Below are 20,404 nucleotides of genomic sequence, written 5' to 3' on the forward strand. Positions count from 1 at the left end.
TTCAGGCGTCGTCGAACAGTCGGCGCAGGGCCTGGCCGGGATCGGCGGCACGCATGAACGCCTCGCCGACCAGGAAGGCGTGGATGCCCGCCTCGCGCAGCCGCGCCACGTCCTCGGGCGTGTGAATGCCCGACTCGGCGACCAGGATGCGATCGTAATCGACCAGCGCCTGCAGCTCGATGGAAGTGTCGAGCGAGGTCTTGAAGGTGCGCAGATCGCGGTTGTTGACGCCGATCAGCGACACCGGCAGCGCCTGCGCGCGCTCGAGCTCCTCGGCGTCGTGCACCTCGCACAGCACGTCGAGGCCAAGTTCCGCGGCCAGTCCGGCGAGCTCCTCCAGCGCCGCATCGCCGAGCGCGGCGACGATCAGCAGGACGGCATCGGCACCGATCGCGCGCGCTTCGTACAGCTGGTAGGGATCGATGACGAAATCCTTGCGCAGCACTGGCAAGGCACACGCCTCGCGGGCCTGGCGCAGGAACTCCTCGCTGCCCTGGAAGAAATCCTTGTCGGTCAACACCGACAGGCAGGCCGCACCGGCCTGCGCATAGCTGCGCGCGATCGCGGCCGGGTCGAACTCGCTGCGGATCACGCCCTTGCTGGGACTGGCCTTCTTGACCTCGGCGATCACCGCGCTGTCGCCGGCGCCCACCTTGGCCTCGATCGCGGCGGCGAACCCGCGGGTGGGCGGCAGATCTTTCGCGCGCGCGGCGAGTTCGGCGAGCGGCAGCCGGGCGCTGCGCTCGTCGAGTTCCTCACGCTTGCGGGCGAGGATGCGTTGCAGGATGTCGGGCATGGGGAAAACCGTGCTTGGGGTCTTGGGAGGAAACGCCGAAGATGCCGTCCAGCTTTTGGGCAGGCAACCACAAGGTACCTTGCCGCGCTGGACGAATCACCGCACCCTGGATTTGCCGGACGGCGTGCCGCACGTCGATGCCCGCGAAGAAACCGGCGTTTGCGCCATGGAAATCAACCGCCCGCATCCGCCAGGCGGCGGGTGGCGGCGACGAAGGCTGCCATGCGGGCACGCGCCGCGCCGCTCAAGATCGCCGCCCGGGCCCGCGCGATGCCTTCCTCGATGCTGGCGGCCACGCCGGCCACGTACAACGCCGCGCCGGCGTTCAGGCAGACGATGTCGAACGGCACGCCGGGCCGGCCGTCGAGCGCCTCCAGCAGCATCGCCTTGGACGAGGCGACGTCGGCCACGCGCAGGTTGCGGCTGGAAGCCATGGCGAGGCCGAAATCCTCCGGCTCGATCTCGTACTCGCGCACCTCGCCGTCGCGAAGTTCGCCGACCAGGGTCGCCGCGCCGAGCGAAATCTCGTCGATGCCGTCGCGCCCCCACACCACCAGCGCGCGCTCGGCGCCGAGCTGCTGCAGCACGCGCACCTGGATGCCGACCAGGTCGGGATGGAACACGCCGAGCAGGATGTTCGGCGCGCCGGCCGGGTTGGTCAGCGGCCCGAGGATGTTGAACAGCGTGCGCACGCCGAGCTCGCGGCGTACCGGCGCGACGACCTTCATCGCCGGATGGTGATTGGGCGCGTACATGAAGCCGATGCCGGTCTCGGCCAGGCATTGCGCGACCTGCGCGGGGGCGAGCTCGATCGCCGCGCCGAGCGATTCCAGCACGTCGGCGCTGCCGGATTTCGACGACACGCTGCGCCCGCCGTGCTTGGCCACGCGCGCCCCGGCCGCGGCGGCGACGAACATCGCCGCGGTGGAGATGTTGAAGCTCGACGCGCCGTCACCGCCGGTGCCGACGATGTCGACCAGGTGCTTCATGCCGTCGGCGGGAACGCCGGCGGCGGCAAATGCGCGGGCGACCGGCACCTTCGCCGCCAGCTCGCGCATCACCCGCGCCGCGCCGGTGATTTCGCCCACCGTTTCCTTCTTCACCCGCAGGCCGGTGAGGATCGCCGCGGTCATCACCGGGCTCACCTCGCCGCGCATGATCTGGCGCATCAGCGCGATCATCTCGTCGTGGAAGATCTCGCGATGCTCGATCGTGCGCTGCAGGGCTTCCTGCGGCGTGATGGTGATCTCGCGCCCGCTCATGCGGCGAGCTTGCGCCGCGGCAGGCCGAGAAAATTGGCCAGCAGGTCGTGGCCGTGCCGGGTCAGGATCGATTCGGGATGGAACTGCACGCCCTCGACCGGCAGCGTCCGGTGCTTGAGGCCCATGATCTCGTCGATCGAGCCGTCGGCATGTTCCGTCCATGCGGTCACTTCCAGGCAATCCGGCAGCGTGGCCTGCTCGACCACCAGCGAGTGGTAGCGCGTGGCCTCGAACGGATCAGGCAGCCCGGCGAACACGCCCTGCCCGCGATGGCGGATCGGCGAGGTCTTGCCGTGCATGATCTGCTTGGCGCGCACCACCCTGCCGCCGAAGGCCTGGCCGATCGCCTGATGGCCCAGGCACACGCCGAAGATCGGCACCTCGCCAGCCAGCTCGCGCAACACGGCGAGCGACACGCCGGCATCATCCGGCGTGCCCGGCCCCGGCGAGATCATGATGTGCGAAGGCGCGAGCGCGCGGATGCCGGCCACGTCCAGCGCATCGTTGCGCACCACCTGCACCTCCTGCCCGAGCTCGCCCAGGTACTGCACGAGGTTGAAGGTGAAGCTGTCGTAGTTGTCGATCATCAGGAGCATGGCGGCTTGGCCTGGGAATGGATCACACGTTGTCGGCATGATAGCGAGCGGCCGGCACGGCCTCAGCATCGGGCGCGGAGCGACGCGCCACCAGGGCGGCGGCGGCCAGATCGGCGGTGACATTGCCGACGGTGGCGAGCACGTCCGGCAGCGCGTCCACCGCCAGCATCAGGCCCAGGGGCGCGGTGGGCACGCCCATGGCCTGCGCCACCGGCAGGTTGGTGGCGATGAAGGTGACCTGGCCCGGCAGGCCGATCGACCCCAGGCTGATCACCACCGCCAGCGCGGCCCCGGCCACCAGCGTCCCCGGGGCCAGCGGCACGCCCAGTGCCCAGGCGATGAAAGCGGCGCTGGTCAGGTATTGCACCGGACTGGTCAGGCGCAGCAGCGAGACCGCCATCGGCAACACCAGCGCCCCGACCTGACCCGGCAGCCCGAGACGGCCGGCGCCTTCCAGCATGGCCGGCAGCGCGGCTAGCGAGGATTGCGTGCTGGCCGCCACCGCCTGCGCCGGCGCGGCGGCGGAGACGAAGCGCCGCCAGCCCAGTCGGCCGCCATAGACCGCGATCGGCAGCATGGCCAGGCCGGCCAGCAGGTAGATCAGGCTCTCGACCAGCACATACAGGCCGAGCGCACCCAGCATGCCGGCTCCGGCGCGCGCACCGAGCGCGAACATCAGCGCGAATACGCCAAGCGGCGCGACGGCGAGCACCCAGCGCACGATCACCGTCATCGCCGCCGCCAGCGCCTGGAAAAACTCGACCAAGCCCTGCCGCCGCGCCGGCTCCAGCCGGGTGACGGCAAACCCCATGAACAGCGCGAAGACCACCAGCGGCAACATCGCCCCCTGGGCGGCGGCGTTCAGTGGATTGGTCGGTATCACGGCGAGCAGGGCATCGGCCCAGCCGACCGGCGCCGCCGGCACGGTGGCGGGCGCGGCATGACGCAGCACGTCGGCCAATGCGGGCTGCGGCGGAAACAGCCCGAACAGCAGCGGAGCGAGCAGCGCCGCCAGCGCGGCACCGAAGGCCAGGAGGGCAAGGAACACGACCAGCGCCCGGCGTGCGATGCGTCCGGAGGCGGCCGCGTCGGCGGCGGTATTGACGCCCACCACGACCAGCGCCAGCACCAGCGGCACCACCGGCATCTGCAAGGCTTCCAGCCACAGCCGCCCAAACGGCTGCACCACGGCGGCGGCGCGCGACGCGAAGGCGGGCGCGGTCGCCGCAAGCAAGAGTCCGGCGAGCGCGCCGGCAGCCAGGCCGGTCAATACGCGAGCGGTGGCGTTCATCGATCATCCTTCAAGACGGGCAGCTGCCAGTCCGCCTGCAAGGCCGCATACGTCCGGCGCGGCAGCAGCACGAACACCGGCCGCTTCTGCGGCTTCAGCCAGGCGAGCAGGCGCCGCATGGTGTCGGCGGCCATCGCGGTGCAGCCGACGGTGGCGTCGTCGGGCGCGGCCCACAGATGCGCGAAGATGCAGCTGCCGGCGTTCGGCCGTTGCTGCGCGTTGTGCTCGATCACGAAGCCGAGCCGATAGCGCTGGTCGCCCGCAAAGTGCAGGTCGCGGCGCATCGGCTCGCTGGCGCCCGCGACCGCGGCCTTGCCCACTACCGCGGCATCGACGATGCGGTTGTAGTGCGGCGAGGTGCCGACGTCCACGCACCAGTCGTCCGCGCCGAGCGCGCGGTAAGGCAGCGCGGTGTCGGCCCGCGGCGCATAGCCGAAGGCCATGCCGATGCGGAACACACCGGCCGGGCTGCGGCCGTCGCCCTCGCGCTTGAGCGGCCCGTCCGCCGGATGCGTGGCAGCGAGGCCGAGCCCCCAGGCCGCGCCGTGCTGGCCGATCGTCACCGGCGCCGGCGCGCCCACGGGCCGCCAGCGGCCGTCGCCTTCGCGCGCGAAAGCCTGCAAGGAGCCACGATCGGCGTTCCAGCCGTCCGTCACCACCACGACCATCTGCCGCGCATCGCGCCAGGCCTCGGCGGTGGCGGCGTGGCCAATGGCCGAGAGCGCGCCGATCAGCGCGCCGCAGGCCGGCATCCACCAGCGCCGAAACGTGCCACGCCGTGCCGGTGCAAGCCGTGCCAGGGTCGATGCGCGCATGCTGCTGGATCCCATCCTTCAATGGCCGATGTGCACGATGCTGGTGATGCGGTCGACGTAAGCGCTGCCGTCCGCGAACGAGAGCGGCAACAACGGCGTCACCGCCACCGCGTTGAGCTTGCGCGCGCGCAGCGCCGCGCCGTCGCGATAGACGATGCCGGCGGTGTCGTGGATCACGTAGGGCGCGCCGCGATACCAGCCGAGCACCATCATCACGTGGCCGGGGATGTAGACGAGATCGCCGGTGCGCAACGCGGCGATGGCCCGCATGCGCGCGGCATGATCGTCGGCGGCGGTGAAGGCGCGATGCGCGAGCGCCGGGCTCGCGGCCTGATCGCCGGTGTTGCGCGGCAGTTCCACGCCCATGCTGCGGTAGACGTCGGCGACGAAACCCGAGCAGTCGCGGCCGTCGTAGTCGTTGCCCCAGCCGTAGCGCTCGCCCAGGAACTTGAACGCCTGGCGGATCAGGTTCGCCGGCGTGAGCGGCAGCTGGGCGTCCGCGCTGTCGGCGACCTTCGGCAGCAAGGCCGGCGCGAAGGCGAGCGTGCCGTCGGCCTGCCGATACGGCAGCTGCAACACGTAGGCGGCCTCCGCGCCCTGCCCGTTCACCGGTTGTCCGGACGGCCAATCGACGAGGCGCGGCACGCGCGTGCCCATGTCCAGTTCGAGCTGCGACAGTTCCGGCCGCTCGGGCGTGTACACGGTGCGTGCCTTCGCGCCGGTGACCACGCGATAAGGCTGATCGAGATAGCCGAACACCTGCGCGGCGCTGCCTGCGGCGACGTTCTCGCGGCGCGTCCAGGCGGCATAGCGCGGACTCACCACGAACAGCCATGGCCCGTCGCGGCTAGCGTGCGCGATGACGACCGGCGTGCCCGGATATTCGGCGGTTTCCTGGAAGCGGTCGATGTCGGCGTCGCCCGGCCGGCTGAACACGCGCAGCTCGGTGGGAAAGGTGCGCAGCGCGGCGCGGCGCACGATGAGGCCATAGCGCGTCGGCGTTTCCGCTGCGATCGCAGCCAGCGCCAGCGCATCGTGCAGGGCATCGAGCGTCGCCGCCGGCACGGGGCGGCCCTGCGCGTCGTAGAGCGTGCGCGTCGGGCGCGCCGAGCGCGCCTGGATCCAGCCACGCACCTGCGACGCGCTCAGCATGGCCGGCAACGCGCGCAGGTCGTGCATGGAGGGATCGTCGCGCAGGATCCGCGCATTCAGCGCGGCGATCTCCGTCGGCGCGAGCAGCACGCGGTCCGGGTCGCGAACCTGGGCGATCCAGAACGCCGGCGCGAGCATGGCATCGTCGACGCCGATCGCCGCCGCGGAAGGCGACGGCGCGGCCGGCGGCGCATCGTGCGCGACCAGACGGGCACACAGCGCGCAGGCGAGGCAGAATGCAAAGGACAGAATGCGCACGAGATCTCCGCGGGGCCGATGCCACGCCATCGGCGGCCGGACTCCACGGCAAGGATACAGAACCCATGCACGCACCGATGCCGCCGCGCCGATACCACCACGCCGTCGCGTGCATCGCCGCCGTCGCCGCGACGCTGGTCGGCGCGAGTTCGCCTGCCGCCGCGCAACCGGAGACGACGCTCACGTCGGAACAGCAGGCCTATCTGGACCGCCAGGTCGATGAGACCTTCGCGCGCTATCACCTGCCGGGCCTTGCGGTCGGCGTGATCGTCGATGGCAAGGTCGCCTACGTGCGCACGCTCGGCGAGCGCGTCGCCGGCAGCGGCGAGAAGATCGACGCCGACACGCTGTTCAAGATCGCCTCCAACAGCAAGGCGATGACCACCGCGCTGCTCGGCCGGCTGGTCGACCAGGGCAAGCTGCGCTGGGACGACAAGGTCACCCAGTACCTGCCCGATTTCCGGATGTACGACCCGTGGGTGACGCGCGAGATGCAGGTCGGCGACCTGCTGACGCATTCCAGCGGTCTGCGCGAGGGCGCGGGCGACCTGATGCTGTGGCCCGAGCCCAATGACTTCACGCGCGCCGACATCATCCACGCGCTGCGCTACCTGAAGCCCGCCTACGGTTTCCGCAGCCAATACCAGTACGACAACCTGCTCTACGTGGTCGCCGGCGAGCTTGCCGCCGCCGCGGGCGGCGCGCCCTACGACGTGCTGATGCGCCGCGAAGTGTTCGCGCCGCTCGGCCTCGCACGCTGCCAGGTCGGCGCGTGGCAGCGCGATGAAGTCGGCAACGTCGCCCAGCCGCACGGCTGGATCGACGGGCGCAACCAGCCGATCCGCATCGACGGCGCACAGATACCGGCCAGCGCCGGCGACCCCGCCGGCGGCATCCGCTGCAGCCTGAACGACCTGCTGGCCTGGACGATGAACTGGCTCGCACCCACGCCCGCGCAGCTGCAATGGCTCACGCCCGCGCAGCGCGTCGTGCTGCAATCGCCGCACATGCCGATACCGCTGCCGGCGCTGCGCCGACAATGGGACCACAGCCACGTGATGGCCTACGGCTACGGCTGGCGCATGGCCGACGTCGATGGCCAATGGACGGTGTGGCACACCGGCACGCTGGCCGGCATGTATTCCGAATTGATGCTGCTGCCGGACCGGCGCGGCGGCTTCGTGCTGCTCATCAACGGCAATGGCGGCGCGGCGCGCACCGTGCTCGGCGAGGCGCTGCTCAAGTTCTTCACCGACCCGGCCGACACGCGCGGCGTGGCCGGCTATGCCGCACTGCTGGATGAGGCCGCAGCGGCCAAGGGCGCGCGTTCCGACACGGCCTTGCCCGACAGCGCGACGCTGCCGCCGGCGAACCCGGAACGGATGGCCGGACGTCTGGGCGTCTATCGCGATCCGTGGTTCGGCACGGTGTCCGTCTGCGCGCAGGACGGCACGGTACATTTCCGTGCGGACAAGTCGCCCCGACTCGCCGGCCTCGTCGTCGAGGACCACGGCCGCTACCTGGTGCGCTGGGATGATCGCAGCATCGATCCCGATGCCTGGCTGGACTTCCACGCCGCCGCGCCGATGCGGCTGACCCTGGCCAAGCGTGATCCGCACGGCGATGTCAGCGCCGACTACGAAGACCTCGACCTCACCCGGGTCGGCGCCTGTCCCGCATCCATCACAAGCTCGCCATCGACCGGCGCATCACCGCCGCCGCATGCGCGTTTCACGTCACTCCAGGCACCCTTGGCGCATGCACGCGATGCCTCCGTCCTCCGCTGAAGACCGGCTGCCACCGCCGCCGCTACCGTCCCCGGGTGAGCGCTGGGCGCTCTTCCTCGACGTCGACGGCAGCTTGCTCGAATTTGCCGACGATCCCGCCGCGGTCATCGTCGATCCAGGCCTATGCGCCACGCTCGACCGTCTGCATGCCGCACTGGGCGGCGCGCTGGCGCTGGTGAGCGGCCGGGCCCTGGCCGATCTTGCACGGCTGTTCGGCGATCCGGGCTGGACCCTGATCGGCCTGCACGGACTGGAACGGCGCATCGACGGCGGCGCGGTGCAGCGACCGGCCCTCGATGCCGCGGCGGTCGAACGCATGCGCCGGGAGACTGCCGCCCTCGCCGCGCGCCTGGGACAGGTGCAATGGGAGGACAAGGGCGTCGCCGCGGCCCTGCACTGCCGGCGAGCGCCGGCCATGCTGCCCAGCTTGCGCGCGGCGGCCGAGGCCCTGGCCCGACGGTTGCCGGGCTATGAACTGCAGCCGGGCAACCTGGTGATGGAATTCAAGCCGGCCGGCATGGACAAGGGCCGCGCCGTCCAGGATCTCCTGGCCGTGCCGCCGTTCGCCGGCCGCCGACCGGTCTACGTCGGCGACGACCTCACCGACGAGCACGCCTTCGCCGCCGTCAACGCGGCCGGTGGCATCAGCGTGCGGGTCGGCGACCGCACACCCAGTCATGCGCTCTTCACGTTGCCTCATCCGGCCGCCGTGCAGGCTTGGCTGAACGCACTGCTCGACGCGCTCAACCGAGGAGCCCCGCCCGATGCCACCCATCCTGCCGCCTCGCGCTGAAAACACAGCTGGCATGGCGCCGATCCGCGCCGGCCTGGCCTTGCAGGCCGGAGGCGGCGCGCCATGAATGCTGCGCAGGCTTCCGGCGGCCGGCTGGTGGTGGTGTCCAACCGCGTGGCCATGCCGCGCGAGGTGGCCACCGGTGGCCTGGCCTCGGCCATGCGCGCGGCGCTGGCCGAGCGCGGCGGCCTGTGGTTCGGCTGGAGCGGCAAGGTCACCGAGCGCCCGCAGATGCACCGCAGCCACGAGGGCGGCATCGATTACGTCACCATCGACCTCGACCGCGCCGATTATTGCGACTACTACGCGGGTTTCGCCAACCGCGCGCTGTGGCCGCTGTTCCACTATCGACCGGACCTGGTCGACTACCAGCGCAGCCATCTGGAAGGCTATCTGCGTGTCAACCGGCTGTTCGCGCAGAAGCTCGCCAAGCTGCTGCGGCCCGACGACGTGCTGTGGGTGCACGATTACCACCTGATTCCGCTGGCGGCGATGCTGCGCGAGCTCGGCGTGCGCAACCGCATCGGCTTCTTCCTGCACATTCCCTTGCCGGCCGCCGAGCTTTTGATCGTGCTGCCGCGGCATCGCGAGCTGCTCGGCACCCTGGCCAGCTATGACCTGGTCGGCCTGCACACCGTGCGCGACCTGCGCGCGCTGGAGAACTACTTCCTGCACGAGATCGGCGGCGCGATGCGGCCCGGCGGCCGCCTGCGCGCGCCCGACGGCCGCGTGTTCCAGGCCGGCGTGTTTCCGATCAGTATCGACACCGCGGCGGTCGCGCAGGCCGCCCGCGACTCGGTCAAGCTGCCGGCGGTGCAGCAGCTCAAGGAAAGCGTGCAGGACCGCGCGCTGATCATCGGCGTGGACCGGCTGGACTATTCCAAAGGGCTGCCGCAGCGCTTCGCCGCCTTCGCCCAATTGCTCGAGGAGACGCCCGAGCTACGCCAGCAGGTGATCTATCTGCAGATCGCCCCGCCCAGCCGCAGCGACGTGCCCGAATACCGCAACCTGCGCCGCGAGCTGGAACGCGCCGCCGGACACATCAACGGCAAGTACGCCACGCCCGATTGGGTGCCGATCCGCTACGTCAACCAGTCCTTCCCGCATGAGGTGCTGAGCGGCTACTACCGCGCCGCCCGCGTGGGCCTGGTCACGCCGCTGCGCGACGGCATGAACCTGGTCGCCAAGGAATACGTCGCCAGCCAGAACCCGGAAGACCCGGGCGTGCTGGTGCTGTCGCGCTTCGCCGGCGCGGCGCAGGAGCTCGGCGACACGCTGCTGGTCAATCCGGCCGACCTCACCGAAGTCACCGAGGCGCTGGTGCGCGCGCTGTCGATGTCGCTGCGCGAGCGCAAGGCGCGCTGGCGGGCCATGATGGACGTGCTCGAGAAACACGACCTCACCGCCTGGCGCGAATCCTTCCTGGAGGCGCTCTACGCCACCCGCCTGGTGCAGGCCCCCTCACCCGCGCAAGCGCCTGCCGCCGCGCCGCCTTCGGCTCAGTCCGCGCCGCCCGCTGCAGCTCCGGCGCCGCGGGCATCCTCCAGCCAGAGCAAGGTGGCGAAGCGCCCGCTGGCCGCGCCGTCGCGCCGCCACGAATAGAACCGCGCATCCGTGCGGGTGTCGAAGCCGCCGCCGTGGACGGCGGTCACGCCCAGCGCCTGCAGCCGGCGCCGGGCCAGCAGCGCGAGATCGCACCACCAGTGGCCGGGACGCGACGGCGCGAAGGCCTGCTGCGCCCCGGCATCGCCGGCGACGAACGCCGCGCGCACCTCCTCGCCCACTTCGTAGGACGCCTGGCCGATGCAGGGCCCGAGCCAGGCGAGCAGACGCGCCGGCGGCACGCCCAGCGCCTGCACGGTGCGTTCGAGCACGCCGGCGGCCAGCCCGCGCCAGCCGGCATGGGCGGCGCCGATCGCGCGGCCCTCACGTTCGCACAGCAACACCGGCAGGCAGTCGGCGGTGAGGATGACGAGCGGCTGACCCGGCCGCCGGCTCACCGCGGCATCGGCGCGCGGCAAGGGCTCGTGCGGACGATCGACATCGACCACGGCGGTACCGTGCACCTGGGTCAGCCAGTGCGGCGGCCGCGGCAGGCCGAGCGCGCGCACCAACGCGGCGCGGTTGGCCGCGACCGCGGCCGGATCGTCGCCGCAGCGGTCGCCGAGATTGCAGCGGTCGAAGGGCGGCGCGGACACGCCCGGCCCGAAGCGCGTGCTCACCACCGCGCGCACCGTCGGCGGCGCCGGCCAATCGGGTTCGAGCCATGCCGGCTCCCGGCTCATCGGTCCGCCCCGGCGGCATCCGCCCGCAAGGCCGCGAGCAGCCCCTGGAAATCGGCCGGCAGCGGCGCCTGGAAGGCCAGCGCCTGCCCGGTCAGCGGATGGACGAAGGCCAGCTGCTCGGCATGCAGGGCCTGGCGGCGGAAGCCGCGCAGCGCCGCCGCGAGTGCCGCACCGGCGCCGCGCGGCAGGCGCAGGCCGCCGCCGTACAGCGGGTCGCCGACCAGCGGATGATGGATGTGCGCCATGTGCACGCGGATCTGGTGGGTGCGGCCGGTTTCGAGCTGGCAGGCGATGTAGGTATGCGCGGGGAAACGCTCGCGCAGCCGGTAATGGGTGACCGCGGGCTTGCCGTCGTCCTCGCGCACCGCGCGGCGCAGGCGATCGACCGGATGGCGGCCGAGCGGCGCCGTCACCGTGCCGCCGGCGATGAGCACGCCCTCGACCACCGCCGCGTACCGGCGCTCCACCGCGTGCCGGCCCAGCATCGCCACCAACGCGGTATGCGCGGGCAGCGTCTTGGCCACCACCAGCAGGCCGGAGGTGTCCTTGTCCAGCCGGTGCACGATGCCGGCCCGCGGCAGCGCGGCGAGCTGCGGCGCATGGTGCAGCAGGGCGTTGAGCAGGGTGCCGTCACGGTTGCCGGCGCCGGGATGCACGACCAGGCCGGCCGGCTTGTCGATGACCAGCAGATGCGCGTCCTCATGGACGATGGAAAGCGCGATCGGCTCGGCGCAAGCCGGCGTTTCGATCTCGAGCGCCGCCGCCAGCGCCACCCGTTCGCCGCCATGGACGCGGGTGCGCGGCGGCACGCTGCGGCCGTCCAGGGTGGCCTGGCCGCGCTTGATCCAGTCGGCCAGGCGCGAGCGCGAATAGGCGGGGAACAGCGCCGCCAGCGCCTGGTCGAAACGCTGGCCCGCGGCCTCGAGCGGCACCGTCGCCTGCTGACTGACGGTCATGCCCGCCACCGGGTTTGGGCTATCATGCCCGTTCGTTCGCCGTGCAGAATCCGCCATGCGTCTTGCCTTCAAACTGCTCGTGGTCGTCGCGCTCGCCCTGTCGCTGGGCGCCTGTTCGATGTTCGGTCACAAGAAGGACACCATCGACACGATGCCGGTGGACCGGCTCTACGCCAAGGCGCACGGTGATCTCACCCATGCCGACTATGCCGCGGCGGTCAAGGCCTACCAGCGCCTGATCGCCCGCTTCCCGTCCGGTCCCTACAACGAGCAGGCCCAGCTCGAGCTGGCCTACGCGCAGTACAAGGACAACCAGCCGGATGATGCGTACTCGACGGTCAACCGCTTCATCAAGACCTATCCGACGCATCCGCATGTCGATTATGCCTATTACCTGCGCGGTCTCATCGATTTCGACCGCACCGCGGGCTTCATCGAGCGCTACATCTCGCGCGAAGGCGCGCAGACGCGGCGCGACCAGGGCTACAACCTGCAGGCGTTCGACGATTTTTCCGAACTCACCCGCCGCTTCCCCGACAGCGCCTACGCCGCCGACGCACGTCAGCGCATGATCTACCTGCGCAACACGCTGGCCCAGTTCGAGATCAACGTGGCCTGGTTCTACATGCGCAACCAGGCCTACATCGCCTCGGCCGACCGCGCCCAGTACGTCATCGAGCACTACCAGCAGTCGCCGCAGACCGCCGACGCACTGGCCCTGCTCACCCGCAGCTATCTGGCGCTCAAGCAGGACGACCTCGCCGCGCAGACGCGCAAGGTGCTCGCGCTCAACTACCCCGATCACCCTTACCTGACCGATCCCAACTGGCCACACGGCGCCTCGCTGCTGCGCAAGCTGGTGCCTTTCTCCGGCCATCACTGAAAAAGATTCACCCCGGGAAAAAAGCCGGCGCCTCGCCGGCTTTTTTTCGTTCTGCCTCAACGCCAGCCGGAGGTGATCGGATAGCGGCGTTCGCGGCCGAAGGCGCGGGTGGTCACGCGCGGCCCCGGCGCGGACTGGCGACGCTTGAATTCGTTGGCCAGCACCAGGTGCACCACGCGGCGGACGATGTCGGCCGGAAATCCGCGTGCAACGATGTCCGACTGCGCCTCCTCGCCTTCGATGAAACGCCCGAGGATGGCATCGAGCACCTCGTAGGGCGGCAGCGAATCCTGGTCGGTCTGGCCTTCGCGCAGCTCCGCCGACGGCGCCCGCTCGATCACCGCCGGCGGGATCACCGGCGCCTGGCCGCGGGCGGCGGCCTCGTCGTTGCGCCAGCGCGCGAGGCGATAGACCACGGTTTTGTAGACGTCCTTGAGCGGCGCATAGCCGCCGCACATGTCCCCGTAGAGCGTGGCGTAGCCGACCGCCATCTCGCTCTTGTTGCCCGTGGCCAGCAGCAGGCGTCCATGCTTGTTGGAAATCGCCATCAACATCGCACCACGGATGCGCGACTGCAGGTTCTCCTCGGTGGTGTCCGGCGCCTTGCCGGCGAAGACCGGGGCAAGCGCGGCAAGGTAGCGCTCGAAGACCGGCTCGATGTCGATGACGTGATACTCGACCCCGAGCCGGCCGGCCTGCGCGCGCGCGCCTTCGAGCGAAACGGCGGAGGTGTAGCGGGCCGGCAGCATGACCGCGGTGACGCGCTCGGCACCGAGGGCATCGACCGCCAGCGCCAGGGTCAGCGCCGAGTCGATGCCGCCGGAAAGGCCGAGCAGCGCGCCGGGGAAACCGTTCTTCTGGACGTAGTCGCGCAGGCCGCGCACCAGTGCCGCGTACAGCACCGCTTCGGGCGTGCCCGGCGCGCGCGGCCAGTCGCGTGCGTGCAGGGTGCGCGTGGCGGCATCGAAATCGGCCCACAGCAGCGCATCGACGAAGGCCGGCGCGCGCGCGGCGATGCGGCCATCGCCGTCGACCAGCAGCGAGCCGCCGTCATAGACCAGCTCGTCCTGGCCGCCGACCAGGTTGAGATAGACGATCGCGCAGCCGGTCTCCTTCGCGCGTTCGACCAGCACCGCCTCGCGCGCGGCCGGCTTGGCGCCGTCCCACGGCGAGGCATTGATCACCACCAGCAGCTCGGCGCCCTGGGCCGCGGCACCGGCCGCCGGTTCGGGCAGCCAGACGTCCTCGCAGATCAGCAGGCCGACCTTGACCCCGCGCAGCTCGACCACCTCGCTCACACGCCCCGGACGGAAATAGCGCTGATCGTCGAAGACGCCGTAATTGGGCAACGCCTGCTTGTGCGCGATGCGCTCGATCCGCCCGGCCTGCAGCCACGCGGCGGCGTTGAACACCTCGCCCTCGCTGTGCGGGAAGCCGACCACCGCGGCGACCTGCGCGGACGGGGCCGCGAGCGCTTCGATCGCCTCCTGGCAGGCGGCGAGAAAACTCGGCCGCAGGAGCAGATCCTCTGGCGGATAGCCGCTCAACGTGAGTTCCGGACAGACCAGCACGTCCGCGCCGCCGGCGTGCGCCTCGTGCATCAGCTCGCGCACCCTGCGCGCATTGGCGGCGACGGCACCGACCGGGAAATCCTGTTGCGCGAGCGCGAGGCGGAGAGTGGTCATGCGAAAAATGGCTACGTCGACGGATGGCTGGCGATGATAGCCCGGCCGGCGTCGCGGCCATGTCGCAAGCCCGCGCCGAGGGATCATGACCCGCCGGCCCGTCGCCGCCGTCTTGGGCCTTGTCTCGCTCAAAAAGGCGTGCTGGCCGACGCACGCGCCGGCGGACCGGCATTCGGTTCAAAAAAGCCGCCGCCGGATGAGCGAAGGGCCGCATCGCTGCGGCCCTTCGGCTTGCCCTGCACGGAAACCCTTGACCGGTTTATTTCAGCAGGCCGGCGAGCGTCTTGCCGAGATCGGCCGGGGATTTCACCGTGGTGACGCCGGCCTTCTCCAACGCGGCGAACTTGGCCGCGGCGGTGCCCTTGCCGCCGGAGATGATCGCGCCCGCGTGGCCCATGCGCTTGCCCGCCGGGGCCGAGGCGCCGGCGATGAAGGCGACCACCGGCTTGGTGACGTATTCGCCGATGAATTCGGCGGCGTCCTCCTCGGCGCTGCCGCCGATCTCGCCGACCATGATGATGCCCTCGGTCTGCGGATCGTCCTGGAACAGCTTCAGGCAGTCGATGAAGCTCAAGCCGTTGATCGGGTCGCCGCCGATGCCGATGCAGGTGGACTGGCCCAGGCCCTCGTTGGTGGTCTGGAACACCGCCTCATAGGTGAGCGTGCCCGAGCGCGAGACGATGCCGACCTTGCCGGGCTGGTGGATGTGCCCCGGCATGATGCCGATCTTGCATTCGCCGGGCGTGATGATGCCGGGGCAGTTGGGACCGATCAGCACGGTTTCCGGATGCTTGGCCAGCACGTTCTTGACCCGCAGCATGTCCAGCACCGGGATGCCCTCGGTGATCGCCACCACCACGCGGATGCCGGCATCGATGGCCTCGAGGATGGAATCGGCCGCGAACGGCGGCGGCACGAAGATCACCGAAGCGTCGGCGCCGGTGTCGGCGACCGCCTCGGCCACGCTGTTGAAGACCGGCAGGCCCAGATGCTCGGTGCCGCCCTTGCCCGGGGTGACGCCGCCGACCACCTTGGTGCCGTAGTCGATCGCCTGCTCGGCGTGGAAGGTGCCCTGCTGGCCGGTGAAGCCCTGCACGATGACCTTGGTGTTCTTGTTGACGAGAACGCTCATGGGGATGTCCTGTGTCGGTTGCTTGAGAGACGCCCGGCGCGCCACCCGGCTGGATTTGCGATGGCGCCGCGCAGGCGTCCGGCAGGTTCACTTGGCGGCGGCGACGGCCTTCTGCGCGGCGTCGTTGAGATCGTCGGCCGGCGTGATGGCCAGACCGGATTTGGCCAGCAGCTCGCGGCCGCGCTCCACGTTGGTGCCCTGCAGGCGCACCACCACGGGAATCTTGAGGCCCACTTCCTTGACCGCGGCGATGATGCCCTCGGCGATCATGTCGCAGCGGACGATGCCGCCGAAGATGTTGATCAGGATCGCCTTGACCTTGTCGGAGGAGGTGATCAGCTTGAACGCCTCGATCACCCGCTCCTTGGTGGCGCCGCCGCCGACGTCGAGGAAGTTGGCCGGCTCGCCGCCGGCGAGCTTGATCACGTCCATCGTCGCCATCGCCAGGCCGGCGCCGTTGACCATGCAGCCGATGTTGCCGTCCATGGTCACGTAGTTGAGGTTGTGCTGCACGGCCGCGGCCTCGGCCGGGTCCTCCTGGGTGAGGTCGCGCATGGCGGCCAGTTCCGGATGGCGGAACTCGGCGTTGTCGTCGGAATTGACCTTGCCGTCGAGCGCGGCCAGGTTGCCGTCGGCGAGCACCGCCAGCGGATTGAGCTCGACCAGCGAGAGATCCTTCTCGTTGAACAGCTTGAACAGGCCGAGCATGATGCGGGTCAGCTGATTGACCTGCTTGAGGTTGAGCCCCATCGCGAAGCCGACCTGGCGGCACTGGTAGGGCTGCAGCCCCTCGACGAAATCCACCACCACGCTGTGGATGTCCTCGGGCGTTTCGCGGGCCACCTGCTCGATGTCCACGCCGCCGTGCTTGGAGGCGATGAAGGTGACTGCCTTGGCGTCGCGGTCGACCAGTACCGACAGGTACAGCTCGCGGGCGATGTCGCTGGCATCGGTGACCAGCACCAGGTTGACCGGCAGCGCGCGGCCGGCGGTCTGGTAGGTGGCCATGCGTGTGCCGAGCATCGACGCGGCGGCCTCGCGCACGTCCTCCAGACTCTTGCAGAACTTGACGCCGCCGGCCTTGCCGCGTCCGCCGGCGTGGATCTGCGCCTTGACCATCCACTGGCTGCCGCCGAGCGTCTTGGCGACCTCGACCGCGGCCTCGGGTGAATGGGCGATCTGGCCCGGCGGCACGGGGATGCCGTATTGGGCGAACAGTTCTTTGGCCTGGTACTCGTGGAAATTCATGCGATACCTCGAGCGGTGGGAAAGCTTTGCGGGACGCCCGACGGGAAAACGCCGCGGCGCGGGCGGGAGAGCCGACAGCCGGAAGGGACGGCCGACATGGGGAAGCGCAAGTCAATGCGCGTTACAGCCGCGCATTTTCGCGGAAGCGCCCGTGGATGGAAAGGGGCGTGCGCTACGGCCGCGCGCCGCGCCCTATACTCGGGAGACGGCATGGGCGACGCGGTAGGCCAAGCGGCGGCATGCCGGCCAGGCACCGGACATGCGGCAACGGCAAGCCCGCCTTAGCCTTGCGATTCCCACGACGGAGGATCCCGTGGCCAGCAGCGCGACCCCCGCCTCCCGCGAGCAGTCACCGAACGCGGCCCGCCATGAACTCTATTTCCTGCACGGCTTCCGCGTGGCGCAGGCGCTGGTCTATCTGGCCCTGGCTTTCGGCCTGCCCGGCCTGGACGGTCCGGGACTCAACCGACCGGTGCTGGCCCATGCCCTGGCGCTGGGCTATCTCGTGTTCGCGCTGGCCATGCTGGGGGCGACGCGCCGCCTACTCGTCCGCCAGCGCCTGATCACCGCCGCGGGACTTCTCGCCGACATCGCCGCCGCGGTGCTGGCGGCCAGCGCCATGCACGACGCGCGGATCGGCATCGCCATGATGCTGGCGGTCAACCTGGCCGCCGGCGCCCTGCTGCTGCCGCTCCGGCTGTCGTGTTTCTTCGCCGCGGTCGCCACCCTCGGCATGCTCGGCCATGCGCTGTTCACGCCGACCGATGTCGCCCACGAGCTGCTCGAATCGGGCCTGTTCGGACTGGCCTATTTCGCCAGCGTCGTCCTCTGCCACGTGCTGGGCCGCCAGCTGCGCGCTTCCGAGGCGCTGGCCGAGCAGCGCGGCGTGGACCTGGCCAATCTCGCCCAGATCAACGAGCTCATCATCCGCCGCATGAAGACCGGCGTGCTGCTGGTCGACGATGCCAACCGCATCCATCAGATGAACGAGGCGGCCTGGCTGCTGCTCGGCAGTCCCGCGGCGGACCGGCGCGATCTCGGCCGCCTCGCGCCGGAGCTGTCGCGACGGCTGTATCACTGGATCACCTCCGGCAAGACCGACGAAACCCCCACCCAGCTCGCCGACGGCATGCCCGAAATCGTGCCGCGTTTCACCCGGCTCGCGCCCAACGACGATGCCCTGGTGCTGATCTTCCTCGGCGACACCTCGATGATCTCGCGCCGCGCCGAGGAGCTCACGCTGTCCTCGCTCGGCCGGCTGTCGGCGTCGATCGCGCACGAGATCCGCAACCCATTGGCGGCGATCCGCTATTCGGCGCAGCTGCTGGCCGAATCCACCGAGCTCAGTCCGGCCGACGCGCGCATGGTGGAGATCATCAACAACCACTGCGTGCGGCTGAACGAGATCATCGAGAACATCCTGCAGCTCTCGCGGCGCGAACGCTCGCGCCCGGAAACCCTGGATCTGGGCCGCTGGGCGCATACCTTCGTCGAGGAATACCGGCAGGGCAACGACCTCGGCAACGACTCGCTGCGGGTCATCGCCAACAGCCAGGTGCCCGTGACGGCGATGGCCGATCCGCAGCAGCTGCAGCAGGTGGTCTGGAACCTGGTGCAGAACGCGCTGCGCTACGGCCGCATGCCGGGCGAGCCGGCGCGGGTGATGGTGGTGGTGCGGCACGGCGAGCGCGGACTGCCGACACTGGAGGTCATCGACCGTGGCCCGGGCATCGCGCCCAAGGTCGCCGCGCAGATCTTCGAGCCGTTCTACACCACGCACGAGTACGGCACCGGCCTTGGGCTCTACCTGGCGCGGCAAATGGCCGAGGCCAACCAGGCCACGCTCGAATATGTGCGCGTGGCCGGCGGCGGCAGCTGTTTCCGGCTGATCCTGACCCCCGCGCGCGTGCTGCCGCGCACGGGCGCCGGCGAGGTGCCGCCGCCACGCCCCGACGCGCGGCCGGCCTGACTGTGACGGACGACGCTTGGCCGCCCGCGCATGCGGCGAGTATCCTTGCGCTGCCCGTTCATCCGGCCTTCAAATTCCGATGAGTCAACAATCCGTCCTGGTCGTCGACGACGAATGCGACATCCGCGAATTGCTGACCATCACGCTCGGGCGGATGGATCTCTCGGTACGCGCGGTCGGCACCCTCGCGGAAGCCAGGCAGTCGCTCGCCGAACGCGGCTTCGACCTCTGCTTTACCGACATGCGACTGCCCGACGGCAGCGGCCAGACGCTCGTCGAACTCATCGCCGCGCAGCATCCGGAAACGCCGGTGGCGATGATCACCGCCTACGGCAACGTCGATGCCGCGGTCAACGCGCTCAAGGCCGGCGCCTTCGACTTCGTCTCCAAGCCGGTCGACATCGCCATGCTGCGCCGGCTGGTACGTACGGCGCTCAAGCTGGCCGAGGAACGCCGCGGCGCCGGCCAGGAACCGGCCGCCCGCGGCGACGAGCGCCTGGTGGGCGATTCGCCGGCCATGCAGCAGGTGCGGATCGCGATCGGCAAGCTCGCGCGCAACCAGGCGCCGGTGTACATCGCCGGCGAATCGGGCGTCGGCAAGGAGCTGGTCGCCCGGCTCATCCACGAGCAGGGCCCGCGCGCGGCCGGGCCGTTCGTGCCGGTCAACTGCGGCGCGATTCCCGCCGAACTCATGGAAAGCGAGTTCTTCGGCCACCGCCGCGGTAGCTTCACCGGCGCGCATGCGGACAAGGAGGGCCTGTTCCAGGCCGCCCACGGCGGCACGCTGTTTCTCGACGAGGTCGCCGAGCTGCCGCTGCACATGCAGGTCAAGCTCTTGCGTGCGATCCAGGAAAAGGCGGTGCGCCCGATCGGTGCGCGGGAGGAAGTGCCGGTCGACGTGCGCATCCTCTCGGCCACGCACAAGAACCTCGCCGCCCTGGTCGAACAGGGCCAGTTCCGCCAAGATCTGTTCTACCGCATCAACGTGATCGAGCTGCGCGTGCCGCCGCTGCGCGAGCGGCGCGGCGACGTGCCCCGGCTGGCGGCCCACATCCTGCGCCAGCTCGCCGCCAAGAACGGCACGCCGCCGGGACGGCTCACCCAGGAAGCGTTGCAGGCGCTCGAGGCCTACGATTTTCCGGGCAATGTGCGCGAGCTCGAAAACATCCTCGAGCGCGCGATGGCGATGTGCGAGGGTGAGGAAATCACCGTCGCCGACCTCATGCTGCCGCAGCGCAGCGCCGCGCCGACGGCCCCTGCCAGCGCCACGCCCGCGACGGCCGCCACCGTGACGCCGGTGGATGCCGCCGGCGTGCCCGGCGTCCCGCTCGAGGACTACATCAGCCACCTCGAACGCAGCGCCATCATCAAGGCGCTGGAAGAGTCGCGCTACAACAAGACCGCGGCGGCACGCAAGCTCGGCATCACCTTCCGCGCGCTGCGCTACAAGCTGAAAAAGCTCGGTATCGACTGAGCGCCACCCGCCTTGCCCACCC

Annotated in this window: 17 protein-coding genes; 6 read left to right on the plus strand and 11 right to left on the minus strand. The window is 70.4% G+C overall.

The genetic code is table 11. The features are described 5' to 3' along the window. Nucleotide 1 precedes the first annotated feature (1 nt). The 6 genes from trpC to ALSL_RS11420 form a co-directional block, all read right to left on the minus strand. Nucleotides 2–796, minus strand: coding sequence for an indole-3-glycerol phosphate synthase TrpC (trpC, locus tag ALSL_RS11395; RefSeq protein WP_126539267.1), 795 nt, complete (start codon nucleotides 794–796; stop codon nucleotides 2–4). Between the two features lie 173 nt (nucleotides 797–969). Continuing rightward, nucleotides 970–2,058 carry an anthranilate phosphoribosyltransferase gene (gene trpD, locus ALSL_RS11400; protein WP_126539269.1) on the minus strand — a complete coding sequence of 363 codons (1,089 nt, stop codon included), beginning with the start codon at nucleotides 2,056–2,058 and terminating at the stop codon, nucleotides 970–972. Further along, a complete protein-coding gene (locus tag ALSL_RS11405; RefSeq protein WP_126539271.1) occupies nucleotides 2,055–2,654 on the minus strand; it encodes an anthranilate synthase component II in 600 nt (199 codons plus the stop codon). The genes trpD and ALSL_RS11405 overlap by 4 nt, the downstream gene beginning before the upstream one ends. 22 nt (nucleotides 2,655–2,676) lie before the next feature. After that, a complete protein-coding gene (locus ALSL_RS11410; protein ID WP_126539273.1) occupies nucleotides 2,677–3,945 on the minus strand; it encodes a dicarboxylate/amino acid:cation symporter in 1,269 nt (422 codons plus the stop codon). Further along, on the minus strand, nucleotides 3,942–4,697 hold the full coding sequence (locus ALSL_RS11415; protein WP_126540245.1) for a L,D-transpeptidase family protein: 756 nt from the start codon (nucleotides 4,695–4,697) through the stop codon (nucleotides 3,942–3,944). The genes ALSL_RS11410 and ALSL_RS11415 overlap by 4 nt, the downstream gene beginning before the upstream one ends. Nucleotides 4,698–4,778: 81 nt before the next feature. Further along, the gene (locus tag ALSL_RS11420; protein WP_126539275.1) at nucleotides 4,779–6,200 is read right to left on the minus strand and encodes a C40 family peptidase; all 1,422 of its coding nucleotides are present in this window, start codon (nucleotides 6,198–6,200) and stop codon (nucleotides 4,779–4,781) included. 35 nt (nucleotides 6,201–6,235) lie between these two features. Here ALSL_RS11420 and ALSL_RS11425 point away from each other — a divergent pair, with 35 nt between their 5' ends. The 3 genes from ALSL_RS11425 (at nucleotide 6,236) to otsA (ending at nucleotide 10,352) form a co-directional block, all read left to right on the plus strand. Further along, complete coding sequence (locus ALSL_RS11425) at nucleotides 6,236–7,957, plus strand: serine hydrolase (protein WP_231700221.1); 1,722 nt, start codon at nucleotides 6,236–6,238, stop codon at nucleotides 7,955–7,957. After that, the gene (otsB, locus tag ALSL_RS11430) at nucleotides 7,938–8,750 is read left to right on the plus strand and encodes a trehalose-phosphatase (protein WP_126539277.1); all 813 of its coding nucleotides are present in this window, start codon (nucleotides 7,938–7,940) and stop codon (nucleotides 8,748–8,750) included. Before ALSL_RS11425 ends, otsB begins: the two co-directional genes overlap by 20 nt. A gap of 63 nt (nucleotides 8,751–8,813) precedes the next feature. Next, nucleotides 8,814–10,352, plus strand: coding sequence for an alpha,alpha-trehalose-phosphate synthase (UDP-forming) (otsA, locus tag ALSL_RS11435; RefSeq protein ID WP_126539279.1), 1,539 nt, complete (start codon nucleotides 8,814–8,816; stop codon nucleotides 10,350–10,352). Here the strand turns inward: otsA and pgeF are convergent. Together pgeF and rluD are read right to left on the minus strand one after the other, a co-directional pair. Further along, the gene (pgeF, locus tag ALSL_RS11440) at nucleotides 10,250–11,035 is read right to left on the minus strand and encodes a peptidoglycan editing factor PgeF (protein WP_126539281.1); all 786 of its coding nucleotides are present in this window, start codon (nucleotides 11,033–11,035) and stop codon (nucleotides 10,250–10,252) included. The genes otsA and pgeF overlap by 103 nt on opposite strands. After that, complete coding sequence (gene rluD, locus ALSL_RS11445; protein WP_126539283.1) at nucleotides 11,032–11,991, minus strand: 23S rRNA pseudouridine(1911/1915/1917) synthase RluD; 960 nt, start codon at nucleotides 11,989–11,991, stop codon at nucleotides 11,032–11,034. Before rluD ends, pgeF begins: the two co-directional genes overlap by 4 nt. Before the next feature lie 55 nt (nucleotides 11,992–12,046). Between rluD and ALSL_RS11450 the strand changes: the two genes are divergently transcribed. Continuing rightward, entirely contained in the window at nucleotides 12,047–12,874 is an 828-nt protein-coding gene (locus ALSL_RS11450) for an outer membrane protein assembly factor BamD (RefSeq protein WP_126539285.1), read from the plus strand. A gap of 56 nt (nucleotides 12,875–12,930) precedes the next feature. Here ALSL_RS11450 and ALSL_RS11455 read toward each other — a convergent pair whose 3' ends face one another. From ALSL_RS11455 to sucC, 3 genes are all read right to left on the minus strand, one after another. Further along, nucleotides 12,931–14,559 carry an NAD+ synthase gene (locus ALSL_RS11455; RefSeq protein ID WP_126539287.1) on the minus strand — a complete coding sequence of 543 codons (1,629 nt, stop codon included), beginning with the start codon at nucleotides 14,557–14,559 and terminating at the stop codon, nucleotides 12,931–12,933. Between the two features lie 259 nt (nucleotides 14,560–14,818). After that, a complete protein-coding gene (gene sucD, locus ALSL_RS11460; RefSeq protein WP_126539289.1) occupies nucleotides 14,819–15,691 on the minus strand; it encodes a succinate--CoA ligase subunit alpha in 873 nt (290 codons plus the stop codon). 87 nt (nucleotides 15,692–15,778) lie between these two features. Next, nucleotides 15,779–16,939, minus strand: a complete 1,161-nt coding sequence (sucC, locus tag ALSL_RS11465) for an ADP-forming succinate--CoA ligase subunit beta (RefSeq protein WP_126539291.1) — start codon at nucleotides 16,937–16,939, stop codon at nucleotides 15,779–15,781. Between the two features lie 313 nt (nucleotides 16,940–17,252). Between sucC and ALSL_RS11470 the strand changes: the two genes are divergently transcribed. Then, nucleotides 17,253–18,908, plus strand: coding sequence for a sensor histidine kinase (locus ALSL_RS11470; RefSeq protein ID WP_231700222.1), 1,656 nt, complete (start codon nucleotides 17,253–17,255; stop codon nucleotides 18,906–18,908). Nucleotides 18,909–18,987: 79 nt separating this feature from the next. Further along, on the plus strand, nucleotides 18,988–20,382 hold the full coding sequence (locus ALSL_RS11475; RefSeq protein ID WP_126539295.1) for a sigma-54-dependent transcriptional regulator: 1,395 nt from the start codon (nucleotides 18,988–18,990) through the stop codon (nucleotides 20,380–20,382). Nucleotides 20,383–20,404: the final 22 nt, after the last annotated feature.

Origin of the sequence: Aerosticca soli, assembly GCF_003967035.1 — a bacterium.
Lineage (GTDB): Bacteria > Pseudomonadota > Gammaproteobacteria > Xanthomonadales > Rhodanobacteraceae > Aerosticca > Aerosticca soli.